Source organism: Rahnella laticis (assembly GCF_015644585.1).
Taxonomy (GTDB): Bacteria; Pseudomonadota; Gammaproteobacteria; order Enterobacterales; family Enterobacteriaceae; genus Rahnella; species Rahnella laticis.
Window position 1 is genome coordinate 472,728 of record NZ_JADOBI010000004.1, and the last position, 25,925, is coordinate 498,652.

23 protein-coding genes are annotated in these 25,925 nt (G+C 51.0%); 14 read left to right on the plus strand and 9 right to left on the minus strand.

The window, feature by feature from the left end:
* Positions 1–107: 107 nt before the first annotated feature.
* The 7 genes from ppiD to bolA form a co-directional block, all read right to left on the minus strand.
* The gene (gene ppiD / locus IV433_RS11705) at positions 108–1,988 is read right to left on the minus strand and encodes a peptidylprolyl isomerase (protein WP_195814307.1); all 1,881 of its coding nucleotides are present in this window, start codon (positions 1,986–1,988) and stop codon (positions 108–110) included.
* 165 nt (positions 1,989–2,153) lie between these two features.
* On the minus strand, positions 2,154–2,429 hold the full coding sequence (gene hupB, locus IV433_RS11710; RefSeq protein ID WP_013576637.1) for a nucleoid-associated protein HU-beta: 276 nt from the start codon (positions 2,427–2,429) through the stop codon (positions 2,154–2,156).
* A 216-nt stretch (positions 2,430–2,645) separates the two neighbouring features.
* The gene (lon, locus tag IV433_RS11715) at positions 2,646–5,000 is read right to left on the minus strand and encodes an endopeptidase La (protein WP_195814308.1); all 2,355 of its coding nucleotides are present in this window, start codon (positions 4,998–5,000) and stop codon (positions 2,646–2,648) included.
* Between the two features lie 191 nt (positions 5,001–5,191).
* Positions 5,192–6,466 (minus strand): ATP-dependent protease ATP-binding subunit ClpX, encoded by a 1,275-nt coding sequence (clpX, locus tag IV433_RS11720; protein WP_112287508.1) that lies wholly within the window; start codon positions 6,464–6,466, stop codon positions 5,192–5,194.
* 205 nt (positions 6,467–6,671) lie between these two features.
* Positions 6,672–7,295: an ATP-dependent Clp endopeptidase proteolytic subunit ClpP gene (clpP, locus tag IV433_RS11725; RefSeq protein WP_152327874.1), complete on the minus strand. Its 624-nt coding sequence runs from the start codon at positions 7,293–7,295 to the stop codon at positions 6,672–6,674.
* Positions 7,296–7,712: 417 nt separating this feature from the next.
* Positions 7,713–9,017, minus strand: coding sequence for a trigger factor (gene tig / locus IV433_RS11730; protein ID WP_013576641.1), 1,305 nt, complete (start codon positions 9,015–9,017; stop codon positions 7,713–7,715).
* Positions 9,018–9,464: 447 nt separating this feature from the next.
* Positions 9,465–9,779: a transcriptional regulator BolA gene (gene bolA, locus IV433_RS11735; RefSeq protein WP_152327873.1), complete on the minus strand. Its 315-nt coding sequence runs from the start codon at positions 9,777–9,779 to the stop codon at positions 9,465–9,467.
* A 331-nt stretch (positions 9,780–10,110) separates the two neighbouring features.
* Here bolA and IV433_RS11740 point away from each other — a divergent pair, with 331 nt between their 5' ends.
* From IV433_RS11740 to IV433_RS11780, 9 genes are all read left to right on the plus strand, one after another.
* Positions 10,111–10,689 (plus strand): lipoprotein, encoded by a 579-nt coding sequence (locus IV433_RS11740; RefSeq protein WP_195814309.1) that lies wholly within the window; start codon positions 10,111–10,113, stop codon positions 10,687–10,689.
* Positions 10,690–10,835: 146 nt separating this feature from the next.
* On the plus strand, positions 10,836–12,314 hold the full coding sequence (gene ampG / locus IV433_RS11745; protein ID WP_195814310.1) for a muropeptide MFS transporter AmpG: 1,479 nt from the start codon (positions 10,836–10,838) through the stop codon (positions 12,312–12,314).
* Positions 12,315–12,749: 435 nt separating this feature from the next.
* Positions 12,750–13,709, plus strand: coding sequence for a cytochrome o ubiquinol oxidase subunit II (cyoA, locus tag IV433_RS11750; RefSeq protein ID WP_195814311.1), 960 nt, complete (start codon positions 12,750–12,752; stop codon positions 13,707–13,709).
* Between the two features lie 3 nt (positions 13,710–13,712).
* Complete coding sequence (cyoB, locus tag IV433_RS11755) at positions 13,713–15,704, plus strand: cytochrome o ubiquinol oxidase subunit I (RefSeq protein WP_195814312.1); 1,992 nt, start codon at positions 13,713–13,715, stop codon at positions 15,702–15,704.
* On the plus strand, positions 15,694–16,308 hold the full coding sequence (locus IV433_RS11760) for a cytochrome o ubiquinol oxidase subunit III (RefSeq protein ID WP_195814313.1): 615 nt from the start codon (positions 15,694–15,696) through the stop codon (positions 16,306–16,308). Before cyoB ends, IV433_RS11760 begins: the two co-directional genes overlap by 11 nt.
* On the plus strand, positions 16,308–16,640 hold the full coding sequence (locus IV433_RS11765; RefSeq protein WP_013576648.1) for a cytochrome o ubiquinol oxidase subunit IV: 333 nt from the start codon (positions 16,308–16,310) through the stop codon (positions 16,638–16,640). Before IV433_RS11760 ends, IV433_RS11765 begins: the two co-directional genes overlap by 1 nt.
* A gap of 18 nt (positions 16,641–16,658) precedes the next feature.
* Complete coding sequence (cyoE, locus tag IV433_RS11770) at positions 16,659–17,543, plus strand: heme o synthase (RefSeq protein WP_195814314.1); 885 nt, start codon at positions 16,659–16,661, stop codon at positions 17,541–17,543.
* Between the two features lie 174 nt (positions 17,544–17,717).
* Positions 17,718–19,082, plus strand: a complete 1,365-nt coding sequence (locus tag IV433_RS11775; protein WP_195814315.1) for an MFS transporter — start codon at positions 17,718–17,720, stop codon at positions 19,080–19,082.
* Positions 19,083–19,247: 165 nt separating this feature from the next.
* A complete protein-coding gene (locus tag IV433_RS11780) occupies positions 19,248–20,546 on the plus strand; it encodes a Gfo/Idh/MocA family protein (protein ID WP_195814316.1) in 1,299 nt (432 codons plus the stop codon).
* A gap of 168 nt (positions 20,547–20,714) precedes the next feature.
* Here the strand turns inward: IV433_RS11780 and IV433_RS11785 are convergent, their stop codons facing one another.
* Entirely contained in the window at positions 20,715–21,206 is a 492-nt protein-coding gene (locus tag IV433_RS11785) for a YajQ family cyclic di-GMP-binding protein (protein ID WP_195814317.1), read from the minus strand.
* Between the two features lie 48 nt (positions 21,207–21,254).
* Between IV433_RS11785 and IV433_RS11790 the strand changes: the two genes are divergently transcribed.
* From IV433_RS11790 to yajL, 3 genes are read left to right on the plus strand one after another with little or no spacing between them, the layout of a single operon-like run.
* Complete coding sequence (locus IV433_RS11790) at positions 21,255–21,470, plus strand: hypothetical protein (RefSeq protein ID WP_157825346.1); 216 nt, start codon at positions 21,255–21,257, stop codon at positions 21,468–21,470.
* Positions 21,467–22,378, plus strand: coding sequence for a 2-dehydropantoate 2-reductase (gene panE / locus IV433_RS11795; RefSeq protein ID WP_195814318.1), 912 nt, complete (start codon positions 21,467–21,469; stop codon positions 22,376–22,378). The genes IV433_RS11790 and panE overlap by 4 nt, the downstream gene beginning before the upstream one ends.
* A complete protein-coding gene (yajL, locus tag IV433_RS11800; protein ID WP_101075479.1) occupies positions 22,341–22,949 on the plus strand; it encodes a protein deglycase YajL in 609 nt (202 codons plus the stop codon). Before panE ends, yajL begins: the two co-directional genes overlap by 38 nt.
* A gap of 67 nt (positions 22,950–23,016) precedes the next feature.
* On the opposite strand, the gene thiI is transcribed toward yajL, so the two are convergent.
* Positions 23,017–24,465, minus strand: coding sequence for a tRNA uracil 4-sulfurtransferase ThiI (gene thiI, locus IV433_RS11805; RefSeq protein WP_195814319.1), 1,449 nt, complete (start codon positions 24,463–24,465; stop codon positions 23,017–23,019).
* A 275-nt stretch (positions 24,466–24,740) separates the two neighbouring features.
* On the opposite strand from thiI, the gene xseB reads away from it, so the two are divergent.
* Both xseB and ispA read left to right on the plus strand, forming a co-directional pair.
* Positions 24,741–24,983, plus strand: coding sequence for an exodeoxyribonuclease VII small subunit (gene xseB, locus IV433_RS11810; RefSeq protein WP_013576657.1), 243 nt, complete (start codon positions 24,741–24,743; stop codon positions 24,981–24,983).
* 6 nt (positions 24,984–24,989) lie between these two features.
* Positions 24,990–25,919 carry a (2E,6E)-farnesyl diphosphate synthase gene (gene ispA, locus IV433_RS11815; RefSeq protein ID WP_195814320.1) on the plus strand — a complete coding sequence of 310 codons (930 nt, stop codon included), beginning with the start codon at positions 24,990–24,992 and terminating at the stop codon, positions 25,917–25,919.
* Positions 25,920–25,925 lie beyond the last annotated feature (6 nt).

The window sequence follows — 25,925 nt, forward strand, 5'->3', positions numbered from 1 at the left end:
GAGAGTGCATCAGGGCGAAACAGCGAACAATGGGCAACTTTCAAATATGGAAAAGGCCGCGAAAGCGGCCTTTGTTTGTTGCAACGCGTTGCAAAACTTTGCGGCGTTTACTGGTTTTGTGCGGCTGAACCGTATTTGATTTTTGCTTCCTGACGAAGATTTGTCAGCAGCGCATCAAAGGTCACGTTCGAGGAGGTCTGTTGCATCTCCTGCGTGAAACGTGCCACATCGGCTTCAGGCACAACGCCAGGTGTCACGCCAGTCAGTTTGACCAGAACGCTGTTACCTTTGTCATCCTGAGACAGGCCATAAACCAGCTGGTCTTTTTGCGGGTGCGGTAACGCGTAGACATTTTCTTCGAACGCAGAAGGCTGCTGGCTGCGCTGTACTTTCTGTACTGCGCCAAAGCTCAGACCTGCGGCTTTCATCGCGTCATCGCCTTTACCGTCTTTAAGAGCGGTCAGCAGTTTCTCACCATCATCACGCGCCTGATCCTGTGCTTTTTGATGTTTAAGCATCGCCGTCACCTGATCTTTCACATCAGCGAACGGTTTAACCCCTTCAGCTTTATGCGCATCGACACGCACCACGAAGGCGCGATCGCCGTCTACGGTGATGATGTCAGAGTTGCTGCCCGGTGAACCGTCCTGACCAATCAGACCGCCTTCAAAAATCGCCTGCACAACAGGTTTAAAATTAATACCTGCGGGGATTTGATTCTGAGTGAACCAGTCGGTATGAACCGCTTTGGTTCCTGCAACCTGCTCAGCAGAAGCTAAAGATTCGTTATCATTGGTCGCGGCCTCGCTGACTTTTTGTTGCAGCGCGTAGTAAGCATCCAGTGATTTTTCCTGCTTCAGCTTGTCTGTAATCGTGTTACGGACTTCAGCCAAAGGTTTCACCTTCTCAGGCGTCACATCTTCAAGGCGCAAGATGAAGAAACCACTGTCAGATTTAATGACGCCAGACACCTGACCTTTCGTGGTCAGATTCGCGTTTTTAAATTCTGGCAGAGTTGTTTCAGGTTCCATCCAACCCAGATCACCGCCTTGTTTTGCACTCAGTGCATCGGTCGATTTGGTTTTTGCCAGCGCTGCGAAATCAGTTCCTTTCGCCAGCTCTGCTGCCACAGCGTCGGCATCAGCCTGAGTTTTCAGGACGATAACGCTGTAACGACGACGTTCCGGCTGACCGAATTCATTTTTGTGCTGATCGTAGTAAGCGCTGATATCCGCGTCAGTCACGTCAGTTTTGCCCTGCATCGCCGCTGCATCCATTTCGATGTAGCTGATCTTGACTTGCTCAGGGGAAATAAAGCTGTTTTTGTTCTGGTCGTAGAAGGCCTGTAACTCTGCGTCAGTGACCTGCTGCTTGGCCGCCAGAGCGTTTGTGTCCAGCGTAGCCGTCTGTACATCGCGGCTTTGCAGGATCAGTTCACCCAGCGATTTGCTTTCTACTGGCAGAACAAAATCGGACTGACCGAAGGCTTGTTCGAGCTGCTGGCTGATCAGCTGGCGTTTCATCAGCTGTGCAAAGTTATCCGCGGTGTAACCCATGCTCTGGATGCTTTGCAGATATTTAGCGTTATCGAAACGGCCATCAGTCTGGAATTGTGGGGTCGCAAAAATCGCGTCTTTGATCTGCTGATCGCTGACGGCAATGCCTAATTTTTTGGAATACTGATCCAGCAAAGTGACGTCAATCAGATTGCTCAGGGATTCCTGACGCAACTGCTGCATATAACCTTCGCTGCCTGCCAGCGCAGAGAATTGATCACCGAGCTGTTGCTGCAGACGGTTCCGCTGATTCTGCACCGCCTGCTCTAACTGAGCACGCCCGATTTCCTGACCATTCACTTTCGCTGCATAGTCGCCTGAACCGCCGACCAGGTAGTTGCCCACCCCTGTCAAAATAAAGGACAGAATAATCAGGGCCAGAATGATTTTGAGCACGACGTTATTGGAAGCCGCGCGTAAATTGTCCATCATAGTGAGGCAACACTCCGCTGTAATAAAAAAAGCGCACCGTTTTCGATGCGCCTTATATCTTACCTTACCAGCCCGATGACGTCAGGTTATTGTTTAACAACCAGACCTGAATGAAAAAGCATCAGTAATGCCCCTCACACAGTTTCGACGTCAGTCAGCAGGTAATTAACCGTTAACGGCATCTTTCAGCGCTTTACCTGCACGGAAGCCAGGTACTTTAGCCGCTGCAATACTGATTTCTTTACCGGTCTGTGGGTTACGGCCGGTACGTGCTGAACGTTCACGCACTGAGAAAGTACCGAAACCAACCAGAGCTACTTCATCCCCAGCTTTCAGGGTGTCAGTGACAGATGCAAGAACAGCATCTAAAACACGTCCCGCTGCGGCTTTAGAAATATCAGCACCGGCAGCAATTTTGTCGATCAATTGTGACTTATTCACTCTTTTCATCCCCTCTTAAAATTCGATCATCACGGCGCATTTTCCCTACGGACGTGACCGCGCTGCTGTTATATCAATCTTGTCAGGGCTATGCAAGCGACTGAAAGCAGCCTGAAACCTTCTGACAGTTGACTAACTTAACGGCACAAAAAAAAGCTGGCAAGTGAGATTTCACCTGCCAGCCTGAGTTTTATTCAACTGTGTCTGTCGCGGTCACTATTTTGCTGCAACCGGTAAGGCGCCATAGGCCGGATTTTGCAGTGCGATGTTCAAAACATCATCAATGCGTTTAACCGGATGGATCTCAAGATCTGCCAGCACGTTCGCCGGAATTTCTTCCAGATCGCGTTTGTTGTCATCTGGGATCAGAACCACTTTGATGCCGCCACGATGTGCTGCCAGCAGTTTTTCTTTCAAACCACCGATTGGCAGAACCAGACCACGTAAAGTGATCTCACCGGTCATTGCCACATCCGCACGCACCGGGTTGCCCGTCAGACAAGACACCAGCGCGGTACACATTGCGATACCTGCACTTGGACCATCTTTTGGCGTTGCCCCTTCAGGTACGTGAACGTGAATATCACGTTTTTCGTAGAAGTCAGGGTTGATACCCAGTTTGTCCGCACGCGAACGTACAACGGTCAGCGCAGCCTGAATAGATTCCTGCATGACTTCGCCCAGAGAACCGGTGTAAGTCAGCTTTCCTTTACCCGGAACGCAGGCCGTTTCGATGGTCAGCAGTTCGCCGCCCACTTCGGTCCACGCCAGACCGGTGACCTGGCCTACACGGTTTTCGGTGTCAGCACGGCCGTAATCGACCTTCTGCACGCCGAGGAAATCTTTCAGGTTGTCGCCATTGATTTCAATGTGCTTGATGTCTTTATCCATCAGCAATTGTTTAACCGCTTTTCGGCAAAGTTTAGATAACTCACGTTCTAAACTACGTACACCCGCTTCACGGGTATAGAAACGAATAATGCCGATAATCGCGCTGTCATCAACAGTCAGTTCATTCTTCTTGAGCGCATTACGTTCAAGCTGTTTTGGCAACAGGTGCTGTTTGGCGATGTTCAGTTTTTCGTCTTCGGTATAACCGGAAAGACGGATCACTTCCATACGATCCAGCAAAGGTGCAGGAATGTTCATCGAGTTCGAGGTCGCCACAAACATCACGTCTGACAGGTCGTAATCGACTTCCAGATAGTGATCGTTGAACGCCACGTTCTGTTCAGGATCCAGCACTTCCAGCAACGCTGAAGCCGGGTCACCGCGCATGTCAGATGACATCTTGTCGATTTCATCCAGCAGGAACAGCGGGTTTTTCACCCCAACTTTCGCCATTTTCTGAATCAGTTTGCCCGGCATAGAACCTATGTAGGTACGACGGTGACCGCGGATTTCCGCTTCATCACGTACACCACCCAGCGCCATACGCACATACTGACGGCCCGTCGCACGCGCGATGGACTGGCCCAGTGAGGTTTTACCCACACCCGGAGGCCCAACCAGACACAGGATTGGCCCTTTGATTTTGCTGACGCGCGTCTGCACCGCAAGATATTCAAGGATACGGTCTTTGACACGTTCGAGGCCAAAGTGATCGGTATCCAGAACTTCCTGGGCTTTACGCAGGTCTTTTTTCACTTTGCTGCGGGCGTTCCATGGCACCTGAAGCATCCAGTCGATATAACCACGAACAACCGTGGCTTCGGCGGACATTGGTGACATCATTTTCAGCTTTTGCAGCTCAGCTTCAGTTTTTTCACGCGCTTCTTTCGGCATTTTGGCCGCTTCGATTTTGCGTTTCAGCGCCTCATGCTCATCAGGCGTGTCATCCATTTCGCCAAGTTCTTTCTGAATCGCTTTCATTTGCTCATTCAGATAGTACTCGCGCTGGCTTTTTTCCATCTGTTTTTTGACACGATTACGAATGCGTTTTTCAACCTGTAACAGGTCGATTTCCGATTCCATCATCGCCATCAGATATTCCAGACGCTCGGTGATATCAAACATTTCCAGCACGGATTGTTTGTCAGCGAGTTTCAGCGGCATATGTGCAGCGATGGTGTCAGCCAGACGTGCGGCATCTTCAATGCTGTTAAGCGAAGTCAGCACTTCCGGCGGGATCTTTTTGTTCAGTTTGATATAACCTTCAAACTGATTAATCGCTGTGCGAACCAGAACTTCCTGCTCGCGTTCGTCCACGGCCGGAGATTCAAGGTATTCCGCCTGGGCAGCAAAATGCTCGCCACTGTCAGAAAGCGTCGTAATGCGCGCGCGTTGTAACCCTTCCACCAGCACTTTTACAGTGCCGTCCGGGAGCTTCAGCATTTGTAATATTGAGGCTACCGTACCCACGGAGAAGAGATCGTTAACGCCCGGCTCATCGGTTGACGCTTCTTTCTGCGCCACCAGCATGATTTTTTTGTCGTGATCCATCGCGGCTTCGAGGCACCGAATCGATTTTTCCCTGCCAACAAACAACGGGATCACCATGTGCGGATAAACCACCACATCGCGCAGAGGCAATACGGGGATTTCTATGCGTTCAGAACGCTCAGGGTTCATAGAGCTCTCTCTTAGTTTAGCTTCCGCCAGGTTAAGGAAATCTCGTGAAACACGAGTCAGACGGGTTTCAGCAAGTCGTTAACTGAGTATATGGGGATGAATGTCCGACATTCAACGATAAGAATGTGCGAAAAAAAAATGGGGGACAAAATCCCCCATTTCGTGGCTAACTCTCTGGATAGATTGGCTAATTATTCGCCAGATGCTTGTTGTGCTTCTGGTTTGCCATAAATCATCAGAGGTTCTGACTGGCCCGCAATCACGGACTCATCAATCACCACTTTCTCGACATCTTCAAGAGATGGCAGATCATACATCGTATCCAGCAATGCGGCTTCAACGATTGAACGCAGACCACGGGCACCGGTTTTACGGACCATGGCTTTTTTCGCAATCGCGACCAGCGCTTCATCACGGAATTCCAGCTCAACGCCTTCCAGATTGAACAATGCCTGATATTGCTTAGTCAGGGCATTTTTCGGCTCTTTCAGAATTTGAATCAGAGCTTCTTCATTCAGTTCGCTCAGTGTTGCAACGACAGGCAAACGACCAATGAACTCAGGGATCAGACCAAATTTGATCAAATCTTCTGGTTCAGCCTGCGCCAGCAACTGACCTTCTGTTGCTTTCTGCTCTTTGCCTTTCACTTCTGCACCAAAACCGATACCGGTGTTGGTATTGATACGCTGACCAATCACTTTATCCAGGCCGGCAAACGCGCCACCACAGATAAACAGGATTTTAGAAGTATCAACTTGCAGGAATTCCTGCTGGGGGTGTTTGCGTCCGCCTTGCGGAGGTACGGCAGCCACAGTCCCTTCAATCAGTTTCAAAAGCGCCTGCTGAACACCTTCACCGGACACGTCACGCGTGATCGATGGGTTGTCAGATTTGCGGGAAATCTTGTCGATTTCATCAATATAAACAATACCGCGTTGCGCTTTCTGGACGTCGTAATCACATTTCTGCAGCAGTTTCTGGATGATGTTTTCAACGTCTTCACCCACATAACCGGCTTCGGTCAGCGTGGTGGCATCGGCCATCGTGAATGGCACATCCAGGAAACGCGCCAGGGTTTCAGCCAGCAGCGTTTTACCGCTACCAGTCGGCCCGATCAGCAGAATGTTGCTCTTGCCTAATTCGATACCGTTGCTGGTATCGCCATTACGCAGGCGCTTGTAGTGGTTGTAAACTGCCACTGCCAGCACTTTCTTCGCAGGCTCCTGACCGATAACATAATCGTCAAGATGCTGACGAATTTCATGCGGTGTCGGTAACGCGCTGCGTTCACGGTGTGGCGCGACTTCTTTGATCTCTTCGCGAATAATGTCGTTACATAAGTCGACACACTCATCGCAGATATACACTGACGGCCCGGCAATCAGCTTACGAACTTCATGCTGGCTTTTGCCGCAAAAAGAGCAGTACAGCAGCTTTCCTGAACCGTCTTTGCGCTTATCTGTCATCAGTAAACCTCTTCTTTAATATCAGTCCCGCAGCGTAACAAACGCTACGGCACGACCCTATTACACAACAGCCGCATGATTGGCTGATGTCTGTTCGTTCCCGTTATCACTCAAAGTGAGCAACGTTTGTTTAATTGGCAAACGCTGCCCCTGAGACATCCGTATGAGTATAACTATAGACCATCAGCCCGGCAGAACTAAGCCGTCAGGCGCGATGGGTAAATACGGAATCGACTAACCCGTACTCTACAGCCTCGTTCGCAGACAGGAAACGATCTCGTTCAGTGTCACGCTCTATTTCTTCAAGAGTTTTGCCCGTATGTTTCGCCATCAACTCATTCATGCGGGATTTCACTTTCAGAATTTCTTTCGCGTGGATCTCGATATCTGTTGCCTGCCCCTGGAAACCACCCAGCGGCTGGTGAATCATCACACGGGAGTTTGGCAGGCAGAAACGCTTGCCCTCAGCTCCGGCAGTCAACAGGAACGCACCCATTGAACACGCCTGGCCCATACAAATGGTGCTGACGTCCGGTTTGATAAATTGCATGGTGTCGTAAATCGACATCCCCGCAGTGATCACGCCACCCGGTGAGTTGATATATAGGTAAATGTCTTTTTCCGGGCTTTCTGCTTCCAGGAACAGCATCTGGGCAACAATCAGGTTAGCCATATGGTCTTCAACCTGACCCGTCAGGAAGATGATTCGTTCCTTAAGCAGACGGGAGAAGATGTCGTATGAACGCTCGCCCCGTGAAGTTTGCTCAACCACCATGGGTACCAACGCCATGTTTGGTGCAAATTGCTCTCTTTCACCACTGTATGACATAACCGTCTCCTAATAGATTCTGTTTGGCGCTATTTAAAACCGATTCTACTTGAGATAGGCACACATGACTATGCTCAAGCGGCCAAGTCGCCATTTACACGTCTGACGGTCGTTATCAGTCAGATTTTAACTGCAAATTTACCTGGGTTCGTCATTATCAATTGGGGGATTTACGCCCTTTTTTCAAGCCTGACGGAAAATTTCTTTTCTCTTTCACCCCGACCGGGTGGATGAAAGGCCATATTGGTGAAATGGAATGAACAGGTCTACGTGAGCTGTGCCTTATATTGATAAATATAGTGCAAAAACAACAGCCAAAAACAAAAATATCTGATTTTCAGGAAATAAAAAGCCCGCAGTAAAAACTGCGGGCTTCAGCGTCGAACCTGTAAACAGGTTCAGCAACATGCATTCAGATTATGCAGGTTGAGTCTGGTTCATCAGCTCAGTAAAGGTGGTGGCTTTTTCAGTCACTTTCGCTTTAGACAACAGAGTTTCGACCGCTTGTTCTTCCAGCGCGACGTTACGCATGTTGTTCATCAGCTCTTTATTTTTGCTGTAGAACTCAACAACTTCCTGTGGATCTTCGTACGCAGAAGCCATTTCTTCGATCAGCGCTTTAACGCGATCTTCGTCAGCTTTCAGTTCGTGCTGGCTGATCACTTCACCCAACAGCAGACCCACAACGACGCGGCGTTTAGCTTGCTCTTCGAACAACTCGCGTGGCAGTTCCAGCGCTTGTTTTTCGTTGCCACCAAAACGCTGTGCAGCCTGGCGACGCAGAACGTCAACTTCGCCATCGATCAGTGCAGATGGCACGTCGATTTCGTTAGCGCTGACCAGACCGTCGATTGCCTGAGTTTTGATGCGGTTACGTACAGCACCTTTCAGTTCACGTTCCATGTTTTTACGCACTTCTGCACGCAGACCTTCAACAGAACCATCAGCCACGCCGAAACGTTTGATGAATTCTGGCGTCAGTTCTGGCAGCTCACGCTCTTCAACTTTCTTCAGGGTAATCGCGAACTTAGCCGCTTTACCTTTCAGGTTTTCAGCGTGGTAATCTTCAGGGAAGTTTACGTCGATGGTGAATTCTTCACCGGCTTTGTGACCCACCAGACCGTCTTCGAAGCCTGGGATCATGCGGCCCTGGCCCATAGCCAGTACGAAATCAGAGGCTTTGCCGCCTTCGAATTCTTCACCGTCGATAGAACCGGAGAAATCAACGGTAACGCGGTCTTCAGCAGTCGCTGCAGCGTCAGTTTCTTTCCAGTCAGCTTGTTGCTTGCGCAGAGTTTCCAGCATGGTATCAACATCAGCGTCGTTAACTTCAACAACAGGTTTTTCAACTTCGATGTTTTCCAGATCTTTCAGCTCAACTTCCGGGTACACTTCGAATTCTACGGAGAAATTGAAGTCTTCACCCTGCTTGTACTCACCCGGGATGTAGTTAGGTGCGCCAGCTGGATTGATTTTTTCTTTGATGATCGCATCAACGAAGTTGCGTTGCATCAGATCACCCAGTACGTCCTGACGTACTGACGCGCCATAACGCTGTTCGATGATGTGGCTTGGTACTTTGCCTTTACGGAAGCCGTCAATACGTACTTTTTTAGAGACGTTGATCAGTTCACTGCTCACTGCTTTTTCAATGCTTTCAGCAGGAACAGTAATCGTTACGCGGCGCCCAAGGCCTTGAGTGGTTTCAACAGAAACTTGCATCTTGTTACCTCAAAAAAAAATCACAGTGCTCGGTCAACTCCAGAAGTCGTTCTCAAGATGAGAAGCACAATCGCGCAAACTTACCTTGAAAACGACTTCTAAGAACCGGGACAGTTCTGTTATCAGAACGTAGCCCTGTATTCGAGAGCGTCCGAAACCATTCCGGAAAAATTAGACGCGACATTATAGCGACGCATACGCACTGAGTCGAGGACGGTATCTCTACGCGCGGGAGGGAAACTCACACGGGACTCGATCCTTCGAAAAATGCGGTCGATGCAAAGGCGTAAACCACCTTGTCGTCTGCCTGTCAGGGGAAAAACAAAAACGGCCCGCGGGCCGTTTCTTGAAATTCGCCTCTACTAATACCGCATCTGATAAGGAAAGTTCCAGTTTTACCGTATCAAATGCTGATATTTGTGCCTTTTGTGAATCAGATCGTCACTATCAGGCCATTGTTCCCGCACCGCGGCAAGGCGGTGAAGCGGGGACGGTGTCCTGTAAGCCTTCCCATTCTTTTTGCGTGTAAGTATGGAGAGCCAGTGCGTGCACGCTGCCCGCCAGTTCTTCGGTTAAACGCCCGTAAATGGCACGATGACGTGCTAAAAAGCGTTCGCCGACGAATTTATCGGACACCATCACGACTTTGAAATGGCTTTCTGAGCCTGCCGGTACATTATGACGATAGCTTTCGTCAGTCACTTCCAGGAACGCAGGGTCGAATGCCTCAGCTAATTTTGCTTCTATTTGCTCACGAATCATAGCAATCTCCTCACACCGCATCTGCAGAGAACCGCGCCTGTCTGGTACACCTATCTATTTAAAACTCTCTACATTTAAATAATAGGCTGCTTTACAGCTCTACGTTAATCACATTAAAAAATTTATGCAGTTGATTGATAAAAATGGCGCTCAGTCTGTCAAAGAAATCGCGGCTTCGCTACGCCGGAGTCGGTGATACCGCAGGCTTGCTGAAAAAAAACGCTAAATATCCGTTTTTACAGATTGTTGGGACTTCCACCCGCAAATGGCGATGTTATGATGTCGGCAAATTTTTGAGCATTACTCCTTTATTAATATTGAGAAAACACACATGTTAAAAAAAATCATTTTCCCTGTGCTGGCACTGTTCATGCTGGCCGGATGCGCCACCAGCACTAACACGCTGGATGTTTCCCCGAAAATTGTTCTGCCTTCACAAGACCCTACGCTTCAGGGCATCACTATCAGCATCAACGGTGCAGACCAGCGCAAGGATCAGGCTCTGGCCAAAGTTAACCGTGACGGCCAGCTGATTTCCCTGACGCCTTCACGCGATCTGCGTTTCCTGTTGCAGGAATCTCTGGAAAAACAAATGACCGCACGCGGTTACATGGTCGGTGCCGACGGCGCAGTTGATCTCCAAATTGTCGTCAACAACCTGTATGCGGATGTTCAGGAAGGTAACCTGCGCTACAACATCACCACCAAAGCCGATATTTCTATCATCGCTACAGCGAAAAATGGCAGCAAGCAGGTGAAAAATTACCGCTCAACGTACAACGTTCAGGGCGCGCTTTCCGCTACCAACGCCAAAATCACCAACGCGGTTAACACCACGTTGGGTGATGTCATCAGCGACATGGCTTCCGACACCAGCATCAGCGACTTCATCAAGGCTAACGCCCGATAAGCTCCGGCTGAAATCTGTGTGACCTATTCTGCCCGGCCAGTCCGGGCAGAATGCTTTTCAGAACAAGCATTCCTTCCTTTATTCTCCCCGCTTCCTTTATTATGCCCCTGCGTCACTCTCTCACCGGTTCGCAGGAACACATTTTCATGATCAGTCAGTACTTTAAGATTTTCACGCAACGCAACACCGTCATTTTGCTGCTTCTGGGCTTTGCTTCCGGCTTACCGCTGGCGCTGACGTCCGGCACCTTGCAGGCGTGGATGACCGTCGAAAATGTCGATCTGAAAACTATTGGGATTTTCTCGCTGGTCGGCCAGGCCTACGTGTTCAAATTTCTGTGGTCGCCGATGATGGACCGCTATACCCCGTCATTTCTCGGACGCCGTCGCGGCTGGCTGATCCTGACGCAATTGCTGCTGGTCGCGGCGATTTTCGCCATGGGCTTTATGGATCCCGGTAAAGATTTGTTCTGGCTGGCGGCGCTGGCGGTGCTGATTGCTTTCGCGTCTGCTTCGCAAGACATCGTGTTCGACGCGTATAAAACGGATCTACTGCCGCCTGAAGAACGCGGAAACGGGGCCGCAGTTTCCGTGCTGGGCTATCGTCTGGCGATGCTGGTTTCCGGCGGGCTGGCGTTATGGCTGGCAGATCGTTATCTCGGCTGGCAGCACATGTACTGGCTGATGGCGGTGCTGATGCTGATGGGCGTTTTCGCCACGCTGATATCGCCGGAACCGCAAAATTCTCAGCCTGCACCGCGCACGATTGAAATGGCCGTCGTGGCGCCGCTGAAAGACTTCTTTGGCCGCAACAACGCCTGGCTGATTTTGCTTCTCATCGTGATGTACAAAATGGGCGACGCGTTTGCGGGCAGTCTGAGCACCACATTCTTAATACGCGGTGTCGGGTTTGACGCCGGGGAAGTCGGGCTGGTGAACAAAACGCTCGGTCTGATGGCCACGATTATTGGCGCGCTTTTTGGCGGAATGCTGATGCAGCGTCTGAGCCTGTTCCGCGCGCTGATGCTATTTGGTATTTTGCAGGCCGTTTCAAACGCGGGCTACTGGATGCTCGCCATTACCGATAAAGATTTGTATACCATGGGCGCGGCGATTTTCTTCGAAAACCTGTGCGGCGGGATGGGAACGGCGGCGTTTGTGGCCCTGCTGATGACACTTTGCAACCGTTCATTCTCAGCAACCCAGTTCGCCCTGCTCTCTGCACTTTCTGCGGTGGGCCGTGTCTATGTGGGCCCGATTGCCGGCTGGTTCGTGGAAGCTTATGGCTGGCCGTGGTTCTATCTTTTCTCGATTGTCGCCGGTGTTCCGGGGCTGTTGCTGTTAGCGGTTTGTCGCCAGACGCTCGAATACACCCAGAAAACGGACACTTTCCTGCCACGCATTCACTTCGCCAAACCTTACAGCTGGGCGTTACGCTGCATGCTGGGCGGGAGTTTGCTGCTGGTGGTGTGGCTGGTGATGCTGATTGTGAACAGTTTAGGCTGGGCGTCTTGGCACGGGTTTACCGGATTTTTGCTGGAGGCGGGCGTTTTCGTTTGTCTTATCGGTATTATTTTAGGCAGTTTGCTCGATTTTCTCTCACTGCGCAGGACTGCACGTTCCTGATTTACCGCCATTCATTATCAAAATGAATGGCGCGTTTCATTTAACAAATGATCTATAAATATCACCCAATAAATTAAATTCAGGAAAAATTATATTTGTTGGGATAATTTTTCTCCGGTTCTTTTTGTGTGTTTTATTTCACTTGGTTTCTACATTAATTTAACATTAATTAAACCTATCGCCGGGATTATGGACGGCCATAAATATTTGAAAATGTATCACCCCTTGTTTTTCATCACTATAGAAAAAAATCTATACGCAACATATTGTTGCCCACTGTAAATTGTCACGATCCGTGACATGTGTGACTGCGTTAACATAAAGTGTCAACAGCGCTTTGACACTTGTTTAAGCGTGTTTACAGTCCTGCAACCTTCCCGTAAAATGCCCGCACACCTGAAGCGACAATAGAGCCCTAGTTATTGAGGTCGTTAGATGAGACTTAAGAAATACAATAAAAGTATTGGGATGTTGTCCTTATTTGCCTCCGCGTTAATGTTGAGCGGTTGCAATACGGCATTGATGGATCCCAAGGGAGCAATTGGACTTGAGCAGAGAACGCTGATTTTAACAGCGATTGGTTTAATGCTGATCGTCGTTATACCAGTTATTATCATGGCTTTCGCATTTGCCTGGAAGTATCGCGCTTCCAATACCAATGCAAAGTACAGTCCTGATTGGTCCCACTCCAACAAAATTGAAGCCGTCGTCTGGACAGTTCCAATTATTATCATTGCCATTCTGGCAACGATTACCTGGAAGACCACCCACGCGCTTGACCCGTTCAAGCCAATCGTGACTGACCAAAAACCGATGACGGTTGAAGTCGTTTCTCTGGACTGGAAATGGTTGTTCATTTATCCGGAACAGGGCATCGCGACCGTTAACGAACTGGTTATTCCTAAAGATGTGCCTGTTCAGTTCAAAGTCACTTCAGACTCTGTCATGAACTCGTTCTTCATTCCTCAGCTCGGCGGACAGATTTATGCGATGGCCGGTATGCAGACTCAGTTGCACTTGATTGCAAATGAGGCCGGTACCTATAAAGGCATCTCAGCAAGCTTCAGTGGCCGCGGTTTCTCTGGCATGAAGTTCAACACCATCGCGACCCCAACCCGTGCCGATTTCGACACCTGGGTAGCGAAAGTGAAAAGCGCACCGAACCAGCTGGCAACCACTGATGACTTCAACAAACTGGCTGCACAGAGCATCGACAACCCGGTCGAATACTTCTCTGTTGCGAAACCAGGTCTGTTCAAAGAAATCATTGGCAAATACTCCATGCATGACATGAAGGCCGCACCAGAAGGTCATACCATGCCAATGCCTGCAGGCAGCGACATGAAAGGCATGGATATGGGTGGACAGTCTCACGCAGCCGGAGCCGAGGAATAAACGATGTTCGGAAAATTAACGCTTGATTCGGTTCCGTATCATGAACCGATTATCATGGTCACCGTTGCCGCGATTATTATTGGTGGCCTGGCAGTAGTTGCCGGCATCACCTATTTCGGCAAATGGAAATATCTGTGGACCGAGTGGCTGACCTCCGTCGACCACAAAAAATTAGGTATCATGTACATCATTCTGGCTTTCGTCATGCTGTTGCGTGGCTTTGCCGATGCCATCATGATGCGTAGCCAGCAGGTGCTTGCTTCTGCGGGTGAACCTGGCTTCCTGCCGCCTCATCACTACGACCAAATCTTTACCGCGCACGGCGTAATCATGATCTTCTTCATGGCGATGCCTTTCGTAATCGGTCTGATGAACGTCGTAGTTCCTTTGCAAATCGGCGCACGCGACGTGGCATTCCCGTTCCTGAACAACGTCAGCTTCTGGTTCACCGCTGCTGCTGTGGTCCTGATCAACATCTCTCTGGGTGTGGGTGAGTTCGCGCAGACCGGCTGGTTGGCCTATCCGCCGTTGTCCGGTAAGGAATACAGTCCGGGGGTCGGGGTCGATTACTGGATCTGGAGTCTCCAGATATCCGGTATTGGTACCTTGCTGACCGGTGTTAACTTCTTTGCGACCATCCTGAAGATGCGCGCTCCTGGTATGCCGCTGATGAAAATGCCGGTATTTACCTGGGCCGCACTGTGCACCAACGTGTTGATTATCGTGTCCTTCCCGATTCTGACCGTGACCATTGCACTGCTGACTTTAGACCGTTATCTGGGCACCCATTTCTTCACGAATGATATGGGCGGCAACATGATGATGTACATCAACCTGATTTGGGCCTGGGGCCATCCGGAAGTGTACATTTTGGTTCTGCCAGTCTTTGGTGTGTTCTCGGAAGTTACCGCGACCTTCTCCAGAAAACGTCTGTTCGGTTACACCTCGCTGGTATGGGCAACCATCGCCATCACTGTGTTGTCGTTCATCGTTTGGCTGCACCACTTCTTCACCATGGGTTCAGGCGCTAACGTCAATGCCTTCTTCGGCATCATGACGATGATCATTTCTATCCCGACCGGGGTAAAAATCTTCAACTGGCTGTTCACCATGTATCAGGGCCGTATCACACTCAACGCCGCAATGCTGTGGACCGTTGGCTTCATCATCACCTTCTCTGTGGGTGGTATGACCGGCGTTCTGTTGGCGGTTCCGGGTGCTGACTTCGTGCTGCACAACAGCCTGTTCCTGATTGCCCACTTCCATAACGTTATCATCGGTGGTGTGGTCTTCGGTTGCTTCGCAGGTCTGACTTACTGGTTCCCTAAATCCTTCGGCTTCACGCTGAACGAAAAATGGGGTGTGCGTTCATTCTGGTTCTGGATCATCGGCTTCTTCGTTGCGTTCATGCCACTGTATGCACTGGGCTTCATGGGTATGACCCGTCGCGTCAGCCAGAATATCGATCCTGAGTTCCACCCGCTGCTGGTTGTTGCTGCGTGCGGTGCTGCTCTGATTGCTATCGGTATCCTGTGCCAGCTGATCATGATCTTCGTTTCTGTTCGCGACCGTGACCAGAACCGTGACCTGACCGGTGACCCGTGGGGTGCACGTACTCTGGAGTGGGCAACCTCTTCTCCTCCTCCGTTCTACAACTTCGCTATCGTGCCGCAAATTCACGACCGCGATGAGTTCTGGGACATGAAAGAGAAAGGCACTGCTTACAAACAGCCTGCTAAATATGAACCGATTCATATGCCACGTAACAGCGGCGCCGGTTTCATCATCGCTATGCTGAGTCTGGTTTGTGGTTTCGCATTAATCTGGGATATCTGGTGGTTGGCGGCAGTGAGCTTCATCGCGCTGGCTGCGACCTGGATTGCGAAAAGCTTCGACGAAGATGTTGATTACTACGTGCCAGTTGAAGAAGTGGAACGTATTGAAAACCAACATTATGAACAAATCCGTAAAGCAGGTGTGAAACATGGCAACTGATACTCTGACTCACCACGATGAGGCCCATGCTGAGCATGGGCACCACGACGCAGGTGCAACCAAAGTCTTCGGCTTCTGGATCTACCTGATGAGTGACTGCATCCTGTTTGCGAGCCTGTTCGCAACGTATGCAGTACTGGTAAACGGGACCGCTGGCGGTCCCTCTGGTAAAGACATTTTTGAACTGCCGTTCGTGCTGGTAGAAACCTTCTGCCTGCTGTTCAGTAGTATCACTTACGGCTTTGCAATGCTGGCCATGAATAAGGGTAACAAAGCAGGCGTTAACGGCTGGTTGTTCCTGACTTTCCTGTTCGGTTTAGGCTTCATCGGGATGGAACTCTATGAATTCCATCACCTGATTGCTGAGGGCTTTGGCCCGCAGCGCAGCGGTTTCCTGTCTGGCTTCTTTGCCCTGGTCGCCACCCACGGTCTGCACGTGACCTGTGGTCTGATTTGGATCCTGACCATGATGGTTCAGGTTGCACGTCGCGGCCTGACAGACGTTAACAAAACCCGCCTGATGTGCCTGAGCTTGTTCTGGCACTTCCTGGACGTGGTGTGGATCTGCGTGTTTACCGTTGTTTATCTGATGGGAGCGATGTAATGAGTCATTCTGCTACTTCCCATGGTGGTGCAAGCCACGGCAGCCTGAAGTCATATGCAATTGGCTTCATCCTGTCGGTTATCCTGACGGTGATCCCGTTTGCTATGGTCATGACTGACACAGCATCACATTCACTGATCCTGGGTACAGTGGTTGCATCCGCTATTATCCAGATCGTTGTCCATCTGGTGTTCTTCCTGCACATGAATACGTCGTCGGAAGAGCGCTGGAACCTGGTGGCGCTTCTGTTCACCGCTGTGATTATCTTTATCGTCGTTGTGGGCTCATTGTGGATTATGTATAACCTCAACCTCAATATGATGGTCAGTTAAAGAGCCGAGCTGCACGTGATGATTAAGCAATACCTGCAAGTAACGAAACCAGGAATTATTTTCGGCAACTTAATTTCTGTCATCGGGGGATTCCTCCTTGCTGCTAAAGGCAGCATCGACTTCCCACTCTTTCTCTCCACGCTGGTGGGCGTATCGCTGGTCGTTGCATCGGGTTGTGTATTTAACAACTTCATCGACCGCGACATCGACCGGATCATGGAAAGAACGAAGAACCGGGTCCTGGTGAAAGGGCTTATTCCGCCGAAAACAACCCTGGTTTACGCGACCATTCTGGGTATTGCGGGCTTTGCGTTGTTGTATATCGGAGCCAATCCGCTGGCCATGTGGCTGGCGGTTATGGGCTTTGTGATTTATGTCGGCGTTTACAGCCTGTACATGAAGCGCAACTCGGTTTACGGCACGCTGATCGGCAGCTTGTCTGGCGCAGCGCCACCAGTGATTGGTTACTGTGCCGTTTCCGGCCAGTTTGATACCGGTGCGCTGATCCTGCTTCTGATTTTCAGCCTGTGGCAGATGCCGCATTCATATGCGATTGCCATCTTCCGCTTCAAGGATTATCAGGCAGCAGGCATCCCGGTTCTGCCGGTGGTGAAAGGCATCTCTGTCGCCAAGCATCATATTACCGTCTACATTCTGGCGTTTATGATTGCTACGCTGATGCTGACGCTGAGCGGCTACGCAGGGTATAAATACCTGATTGTGGCAGCGGCGGTCAGTATCTGGTGGCTGGGCATGGCACTGAGAGGTTATAAAACGGAAAACGACGTGGTCTGGGCGAGAAAACTGTTTGGTTTCTCCATCATCACAATCATGTCGCTCAGCTTCATGATGTCTGTGGATTTTAACTCTGCACCGGCATCATTACTGACCTACGTTTGGTAACACAAGCCGGAAGCCTAACCCGCTGAAATCACATTAAAAGGTCAGTAGCGATACTGGCCTTTTCTTTTGGTGAGCCGGTCAGGCAAAACCCGTAATATCTGCTAAAGATCCATCGTTTTACCCAAACTGGCTAAAAGCACTACAATAGCCGGATTGTTATTTTGAGGTAGTAATGTGAACGATAACCAGATGACCCCGCAGGAAAGTCGGGCGACATGGGGGCTAGGGACAGTATTTTCTTTACGCATGCTTGGCATGTTCATGGTCCTGCCGGTCTTAACCACCTATGGTATGAAGCTCTCCGGCGCCAGCGAAACACTGATCGGTATCGCCATCGGTATTTACGGGCTGGCACAGGCCGTTTTCCAGATCCCATTCGGGCTGCTTTCTGACCGCGTTGGCCGCAAACCCCTGATCGTTTTTGGTCTGGTCATCTTTTGTATTGGCAGCATTGTTGCCGCCTCCACCGAATCCATCTGGGGCGTGATCATTGGCCGTGCCCTGCAAGGTTCCGGCGCGATTGCCGCAGCCGTCATGGCTTTGCTCTCTGACCTGACGCGTGAACAGAACCGCACCAAAGCGATGGCGTTTATCGGCATCAGCTTCGGGATTACTTTTGCAATTGCGATGGTTCTCGGCCCGATCATTACGCATGCATGGGGCTTACACGCTCTGTTCTGGGCGATTGCTGCGCTGACTATTCTGGGCATCATTATTACGCTTGCCGTGGTCCCCTCCCCTGCCACGCATATTCTGAACCGTGAATCGAGTATGGTGAAAGGCAGCTTTGGCAAGGTGCTGGGCAACGCCAAACTGCTGAAACTCAATTTCGGCATTCTGTGTCTGCATATCCTGCTGATGTCGAGTTTTGTGGTGTTACCGCAAGTGATGGAACACGCAGGTTTCCCGCCAAGCGAACACTGGCGCGTTTACCTGATCACCATGCTGACGTCTTTCGTAGCCGTCATTCCGGTCATTATCTACGCCGAGAAAAAGCGCCACATGAAGCAGGTTTTCATGGGTTGCGTGGTCGTGCTGCTGTTGGCTGAGATTGTACTGTGGGCCGCCGGTCTGCATTTGTGGGCTGTGATTGCCGGTATTCAGCTGTTCTTCCTGGCGTTTAACGTGATGGAAGCCATTCTGCCGTCGCTTATCAGCAAAGAATCTCCGGCAGGATACAAAGGCACCGCGATGGGCCTGTATTCCACCAGCCAGTTTATCGGTGTGGCGATCGGCGGGAGTCTGGGCGGATATGTTTTCGGTCACGCCGGTGCCGGTGCGGTCTTCCTGGTGTGCGCTGCGATTGCCGTTGTCTGGCTGTTCGTGAGCGCCACAATGACCGAGCCGCCGTATGTCAGCAGCCTGCGTATTACGCTGTCTGAACTGGCCGTGAAAGACTCCGCTCTTCAGGCGCGCATTCTGGCTCAGCCGGGCGTGGCTGAAGCCGTAGTGGTTCCGGAAGAGTTCAGCGCTTACGTGAAAGTCGATACCAAACAGACCAACCGCAAGGCACTCGAACAACTGGTCAGCCTTGCCTGATTTGAGTGACAAAGAGGTGTGCTGCTGAAAATGGCACACCTTTTCATTTTTATGCCCACCGCTGTGATACCCCTCACTTAAAAAATTTCCCCAATCGTTATCCTCAGGAATTCCTTAACAAAAATTTTGTCAGTGATGACGGCCTTGCGGCCTTTTGAGGATCCTATGAAAACTTATGCTTTAGTCGGTACTGGCGGGCGTTCAGGTTTATACATTGAAGCGATTACCGGTAAATATCGCCACAATGCGAAATTTGTCGCTTTCTGCGACACCAACCAGACGCGAATGGATTATGCGAATCAGCAACTGGAGCAAAGCGGTATTGCCCGGGTCTCCACCTGGAAAGCTTCTGATTTCAATACGATGCTCGACGAAACTAAACCGGATATCGTCATTGTCACCAGCATGGATCGCACGCATGACGACTATATCGTGCGCGCCCTGCACGCCGGTTGTGACGTCATAACCGAAAAGCCGATGACCATTGATGAAAACCGGGCGCTGCGTATTCTCGACGCCGTCGACGCCACGGGTTATCAGGTTCGCGTCGCGTTCAATTACCGCTACGCGCCGCATCACAGCAAAATCCGCGAATTGCTTCAGCAGGAAACCATTGGCGAAGTGCTTTCTGTCCATTTCGAATGGCTGCTCAATACCGAGCACGGCGCCGATTACTTCCGCCGCTGGCATCGCGAAAAACGCAATTCCGGTGGTCTGCTGGTACATAAATCCACACACCACTTTGACCTGATGAATTTCTGGCTTAACAGCACGCCGGAGAAAGTTTATGCGCAGGGCGATTTGCGTTTTTACGGCAAGGAAAACGCCGAGAAGCGCGGCGTGAAAGATTTCTATCCGCGCGCTCACGGCTACAAACAGGCGCAGAACGATCCTTTTGCGCTGCATATGGCGGACAATCCGCAGCTCAAAGCGCTGTATCTCAATGCCGAACACGAAGATAACTATTTCCGCGACCAGAGCGTTTTCGGCGACGGAATCAGTATTGAAGACACGTTGTCGGTGCTGGTGAAATATCAGAATAAAGTACAGCTGACCTATTCCCTGAACGCTTACCTGCCGTGGGAAGGCCTGAACGTGGTGTTCAACGGGACGAAAGGCCGTATCGAGATGAAAATTGTCGAAATGTCTTACGTGAATGCGGGCGGTAAACGGGAGAACGAAGGCAGTATTGAAAAAGCGGAAATCACGGTTTATCCGTTGTTTGCGAAACCGTGGCAGGCGCAGTTCCAGCTGGGAGAAGGCGGCCACGGCGGCGGCGATAATGCGATGCTGGAAGATCTCTTCGGCGAACGCACAGAAGATCCGTTAAAACGCGCCGCCGATCACCGTGCAGGAGCCATGTCAATCCTCACCGGGATCGCCGGAAACCTGTCTATACAAACTGACCGGCCGGTTTACTTCAAAGACTTCGAACTGGTTAAACGTCTTCGCCAGAAGAAATAGCGCCCGTAAAAAAGGGACGCAATAAGCGTCCCTGTCTGAATAATGAATAGCCAAGCAATTCGTGTTGTGGGAAGGCGGCAACCGAAGGGATCCGATGAGCTTACACGGGTAAGTGATTCGGATCCCTGAGAGAAGCCAACGCATCCACAGCGCGAAGTGCGAAGGCTATTAGTCGCGAAAGTTTTTGAACTGGAACGGCTGGCCGAGATCCCCGTTGCGAATCAGCGCCATGACGGCCTGCAAGTCATCGCGGGCTTTACCGGTGATACGGACTTCATCGCCCTGAACCTGAGCCTGCACTTTAATCTTACTGTCTTTGATCAGCTTGACGATTTTCTTCGCCAGCGCTGATTCAATTCCGGAATGCAGTTTGGCTTCGAGGCTGTAGGTTTTGCCGCTGTGCTCCATCTGCTCAGGAATTTCCAGTGCGCCGCCTTCAATGCCACGCTTGGCCAGCTTTTCACGCAGAATGTCCACCAGCTGATTCACCTGAAAATCAGATTCGCTGGCAACTTTAACGCTTTCGTTCTTTTCGTTGAGATCGAAGCTGGCAGGAATGTTACGGAAATCCCAGCGGGTTTGCAGTTCACGGCTGGCATTTTCCACGGCATTGCGCACTTCCTGCATGTCGATTTCGGAAACAATGTCAAAAGACGGCATAATCGCTTCTCCCTGTAGTTTTGTATTGCACGTTTTATGGCGAGCATAATGTCGATGATGGCGTGCATAATACCGCCTTCAACCGTCGATGCCAAACGGCAACAAAAAACCAGCCACACAATGTCGCGATGGTCAAAAAGTGCAGGTGAAAATGTGATGTGCAGCACAAATGTCTATACTAATAAGATAACCGGACAGCAGAATATTCTTTCTACAACCGGCTTTAACGGCGGTTTTCGCCGCATTCCCCGGGAGGCACAATGAAAATAACAGTTCTTGGTTGTGGTGCGCTGGGGCAACTTTGGCTTTCAGCACTTTATCAGCAAGGCCACGACGTTCAGGGCTGGATACGTATTCCGCAGCCATTTTGTGCCGTCAACGTGATTTCCCCCGAAGGCATCGCCTTCAACCGTAACCTGCCCACCAACGATCCTGAGCATCTGGCGCAAAGTGAATTACTGCTCGTGACCCTGAAAGCCTGGCAGGTTTCCGGGGCCGTCAGCGCGCTGATGCCGATGCTTAACGATAATTGCGCGATATTATTGCTGCACAACGGCATGGGAACCGTCGATGAATTGCCGCCTAACCGGCTGGCGATTTTGCAGGGCGCAACCACACACGCGGCGCGTCACGAAGGCAATGCCATTCTCCACGTTGCCACCGGTGCCACGCATATCGGGCCCGTTTCGCCACGCGCTGCGGCGCTGAGTTCACTGGCAGATGTGCTGCATCATGCGTTGCCGGACGTCGCATGGCACGACAACATCAAAACGTCGTTGTGGAATAAACTGGCGGTGAACTGCGTGATTAATCCCCTGACCGCCACCTACGATTGTACCAACGGGGATTTGCTGGCGTATGCCGACCAGATTGAACAAATCTGTCAGGAAGTCGCGCAGGTCATGGCGATTGAAGGCGTGGAAATTCACAGCGAATCGCTGCTGAGTTTTGTTTATCAGGTGATTGATTCTACCGCCGCCAATCACTCTTCCATGTTGCAGGACATCCGCAATCAGCGTCACACTGAGATTGATTACATCACCGGCTACCTGCTGCGTCGGGGACGCAAATACGGACTCAACTTGCCGGTAAACACCCGATTATTTGAACAAATTAAAAGAAAGGAAAACGACTATGAGCGCATCGGTTCTGGTCTGCCTGGCACCTGGTAGCGAGGAAATTGAAGCCGTCACCGTGATTGATTTACTGGTTCGCGCCGGTATACAGGTCACGACCGCCAGCGTTGCGGGGGATGGCAATCTGGAAATCCGCTGTTCACGCGGTGTGCGTATTCTGGCAGACGCCGCGCTGGTGGATGTTGCCGATGATGACCACGACGTCGTTGTTTTGCCCGGTGGCCTTGGCGGCGCGACTTGTTTTAGTGAAAGCCCGTTGCTGGTGGAGAAAGTCCGTCAGATGCACGTCAGCGGTAAAATCGTGGCGGCAATTTGCGCCGCACCCGCGCTGGTACTGGAATACCACGATTTATTCCCTGTCGGTAACATGACCGGTTTTCCGGGGCTGAAAGATAAAATCGATCCGAACAAATGGTCCGATCGCCGGGTGATTTTCGATCCGCGCGTAAACCTGCTCACCAGCCAGGGGCCGGGAACATCCATGGAGTTTGCACTTAAAATTATCGACCTGCTTCTGGGCAAAACCAAAGCCGCAGAAATTGCCGCACAGCTAGTCCTCGCGCCGGGTATTTACAACTACACCGACGAAGGCGCGCGCGAATCCTAGTCAGGATGCCGCAAAGCAAAAGGGGCTCAGCATAGCTGAACCCCTTTTTTTACATCAGGAACACGCGTTAAGGTCTGTAGACTTTGACGTTGTTAAAGCCCTGCTCTTTCAGATACAGCGCCTGTAAACGGCTCATTACGCCACGGTCGCAATACAACAGATAAGTTTTAGTCTGGTCGAGATCGCCAAACTGGGTCGCCAGTTTGTAGAACGCCAAAGGTTTAACCTCAACGTTTTCCAGTGTCAGCGGCTGCGCATCGACTTCATCCGGCGCACGGACATCCAGCACGATATCGGTTGACGTAAATTCAGCGACCGTTTCAACTTCCGGCACGACTTCTGCGGCTTGCGCTGCAATTTCGCGGATATCAACATTTCGCGCTTCGCTGACGACTTTATCCAGCACGCTGAAATCGAACATCGCTTCTTCGGCTTCGATTTTCGCTTTCACGGCTTTTACGGTCGGGCTTTTGGAAATCACGCCACAATATTCCGGCATAGTTTTCGCAAAGTCTTCCGTGCCGATTTCACGCGCAATCTTGATGATGTGCTCTTTATCGTGGGAAATCAGAGGACGCAGGATCAGCGTGTCAGACACGTTGTCGATCAGGCGTAAGTTGGTCAGCGTCTGGCTGGACACCTGGCCCAGCGCTTCGCCGGTCACCAGCGCCTGCACGCCATAACGTTCAGCAATAGAAGACGCGGCGCGCACCATCATACGTTTGAGCACCACGCCCATCTGGCCGTCTTCCACTTTTTCGAGGATCTCACCGACGACTGGTTCGAAATCGACAGAGATGAAACGCACGCGGTGTGAGCTGCCAAAACGGTTCCACAGATAATGTGCTACCTGTTTCACGCCAATTTCATGCGCCGCGCCGCCCAGATTGAAGAAGCAATAATGCACACGACAGCCGCGACGCATCAGCATATAACTGGACACGCCGGAGTCGAAACCGCCGGAAATCAGCGAAAGCACATCTTCCTGCGTGCCAATCGGGTAACCGCCCTGACCTTCGAGCCGGCTTTTTACCAGCACCAGTTTGTCATCGTTGATTTCCAGTTTCACCGTCACTTGCGGCGCGGTCAGGCTGACCTTCGCAGATTCGATGTGCTGGTTCAGGCCGCCACCGATGTAGCGTTCCGCTTCTGTCGAAGAAAAATCATGTTTACCACGACGCTTGACACGCACGCAGAACGTTTTTCCTTCCACTTCAGCACGATAGGCTTCCAGCGTTTGTTCGAAAATATGGTGAAGATCCGTGTAAGGACGGTCTTCCACTTCTTCGACATAACGGATACCCGGAATACGGCAGAGTAATTCCTGAATCAGGTCGTGTTTGCTTTCGTCTTTGCTGCGAACTTCGATATGATCCCAATGGCGCACAACTGCCAGCGTCTCATCATGCGGTCGCACCACGTTGCGAATGCTGCTTGAGAGGATCTTAATGAAGCGCAAACGCACAGATTGGCTCTTGATGGTGATTTCAGGGAACAATTTAATGATAAACTTCATGGCAGTCTTTTGTTAGCGGGTGAAAAAACGGGGTAGTAAGTCGCTGAATAAGGATCTAGGATCCTATTATTGCTAAGCCAGATGTATGTTATGTGTCACATTGGGCTTAGCAATAATATCTGCGGCGCAGAGTATATCACTTAAAATGCGTACTCTGTGCACAAAACCCGACAGCAGATGTCATGCTGAACAGGAATGTCTCTCGAGGCTGAAAACCGGCTCTGCGGCTCAGACCTCTGATCATCAATTCTGATCAACGATATCAAAAGAGAATTATGCCAAAAAAATCTGCACCACCTGCCAATTTTGAAACGGCCCTGGCCGAACTGGAACAGATCGTTTCCCGCCTTGAATCTGGCGAGCTGCCTCTGGAAGATGCGCTGAACGAATTTGAACAAGGCGTCCAGCTGGCACGTCAGGGACAGCAAAAACTTCAGCAGGCAGAGCAACGTGTTCAGATCCTGCTCGACAGTGATAATGATGCCCCGCTGACCCCTTTCACCCCGGAAGCAGAGTAACTGGTCATGTCTGAAGCGATCTCCTTATCTTCTTCTGACAGCTTTACTGGCGAACTTCGTGCCATGCAAAAGCGTGTCGATGGCGTTCTGACGGCCTACGTCAGCGCACAACCTCTGGCGGATTTACCGCTGGTGGACGCGATGCGCTACGGTTCGCTGCTGGGCGGAAAACGTCTGCGCCCGTATCTGGTGTATGCCAGCGGTCAGCTGTTCAGCCTGGATTTGAAAAATCTGGATGCACCGGCAGCGGCGGTAGAGTGCGTTCATGCGTATTCCCTGATCCACGATGATTTGCCTGCGATGGACGACGACGATTTGCGCCGTGGCCAGCCGACCTGTCACATTAAATTCGGCGAAGCCAATGCCATTCTTGCCGGTGACGCACTACAGACACTGGCATTTTCGATTCTCGCCGATGGCGATATGCCGGACGTAGCCGTGAAAGATCGCCTGTCGATGATTTCCGAACTGGCCAGCGCCAGCGGAGCCAGCGGCATGTGCGGCGGTCAGGCTTTAGATTTGGCCGCCGAAGGTCAGCAGGTTAATCTTGAAGCGCTGGAGAAAATCCACCGCCACAAAACCGGTGCGCTGATACGCGCCGCCGTGCGCATGGGCGCACTGGCTGCCGGTGAATCCGGACGCGCCGTGTTGCCGATCCTCGATAACTACGCACAGGCGATTGGTTTAGCGTTTCAGGTTCAGGACGATATTCTGGATGTGATTGGCGATACCGCCACGCTGGGCAAACGTCAGGGCGCGGATCAACAACTCGGTAAAAGTACTTACCCGGCCCTGCTGGGCCTGGATGGCGCAAAAGCCAAAGCGATGGATCTGTATCAGGAAGCCGTTTCCGCACTGGATCAGCTGGCTGCACTTTCTTACAACACAGCGCCACTTCTCGCGTTAGCCAGCTTTATCATTGAACGCGATAATTAAACTTAC

Excerpts from the sequence above, each read along its gene's own strand:
- ppiD (WP_195814307.1), bottom strand. The coding sequence starts at position 1,988 with ATGATGGACAATTTACGCGCGGCTTCCAATAACGTCGTGCTCAAAATC.
- lon (WP_195814308.1), bottom strand. The coding sequence starts at position 5,000 with ATGAACCCTGAGCGTTCTGAACGCATAGAAATCCCCGTATTGCCTCTG.
- clpX (WP_112287508.1), bottom strand. The coding sequence starts at position 6,466 with ATGACAGATAAGCGCAAAGACGGTTCAGGAAAGCTGCTGTACTGCTCT.
- clpP (WP_152327874.1), bottom strand. The coding sequence starts at position 7,295 with ATGTCATACAGTGGTGAAAGAGAGCAATTTGCACCAAACATGGCGTTG.
- tig (WP_013576641.1), bottom strand. The coding sequence starts at position 9,017 with ATGCAAGTTTCTGTTGAAACCACTCAAGGCCTTGGGCGCCGCGTAACG.
- bolA (WP_152327873.1), bottom strand. The coding sequence starts at position 9,779 with ATGATTCGTGAGCAAATAGAAGCAAAATTAGCTGAGGCATTCGACCCT.
- IV433_RS11740 (WP_195814309.1), top strand. The coding sequence starts at position 10,111 with ATGTTAAAAAAAATCATTTTCCCTGTGCTGGCACTGTTCATGCTGGCC.
- ampG (WP_195814310.1), top strand. The coding sequence starts at position 10,836 with ATGATCAGTCAGTACTTTAAGATTTTCACGCAACGCAACACCGTCATT.
- cyoA (WP_195814311.1), top strand. The coding sequence starts at position 12,750 with ATGAGACTTAAGAAATACAATAAAAGTATTGGGATGTTGTCCTTATTT.
- cyoB (WP_195814312.1), top strand. The coding sequence starts at position 13,713 with ATGTTCGGAAAATTAACGCTTGATTCGGTTCCGTATCATGAACCGATT.
- IV433_RS11760 (WP_195814313.1), top strand. The coding sequence starts at position 15,694 with ATGGCAACTGATACTCTGACTCACCACGATGAGGCCCATGCTGAGCAT.
- IV433_RS11765 (WP_013576648.1), top strand. The coding sequence starts at position 16,308 with ATGAGTCATTCTGCTACTTCCCATGGTGGTGCAAGCCACGGCAGCCTG.
- cyoE (WP_195814314.1), top strand. The coding sequence starts at position 16,659 with ATGATTAAGCAATACCTGCAAGTAACGAAACCAGGAATTATTTTCGGC.
- IV433_RS11780 (WP_195814316.1), top strand. The coding sequence starts at position 19,248 with ATGAAAACTTATGCTTTAGTCGGTACTGGCGGGCGTTCAGGTTTATAC.
- IV433_RS11785 (WP_195814317.1), bottom strand. The coding sequence starts at position 21,206 with ATGCCGTCTTTTGACATTGTTTCCGAAATCGACATGCAGGAAGTGCGC.
- IV433_RS11790 (WP_157825346.1), top strand. The coding sequence starts at position 21,255 with ATGTCGATGATGGCGTGCATAATACCGCCTTCAACCGTCGATGCCAAA.
- panE (WP_195814318.1), top strand. The coding sequence starts at position 21,467 with ATGAAAATAACAGTTCTTGGTTGTGGTGCGCTGGGGCAACTTTGGCTT.
- yajL (WP_101075479.1), top strand. The coding sequence starts at position 22,341 with ATGAGCGCATCGGTTCTGGTCTGCCTGGCACCTGGTAGCGAGGAAATT.
- thiI (WP_195814319.1), bottom strand. The coding sequence starts at position 24,465 with ATGAAGTTTATCATTAAATTGTTCCCTGAAATCACCATCAAGAGCCAA.
- xseB (WP_013576657.1), top strand. The coding sequence starts at position 24,741 with ATGCCAAAAAAATCTGCACCACCTGCCAATTTTGAAACGGCCCTGGCC.
- ispA (WP_195814320.1), top strand. The coding sequence starts at position 24,990 with ATGTCTGAAGCGATCTCCTTATCTTCTTCTGACAGCTTTACTGGCGAA.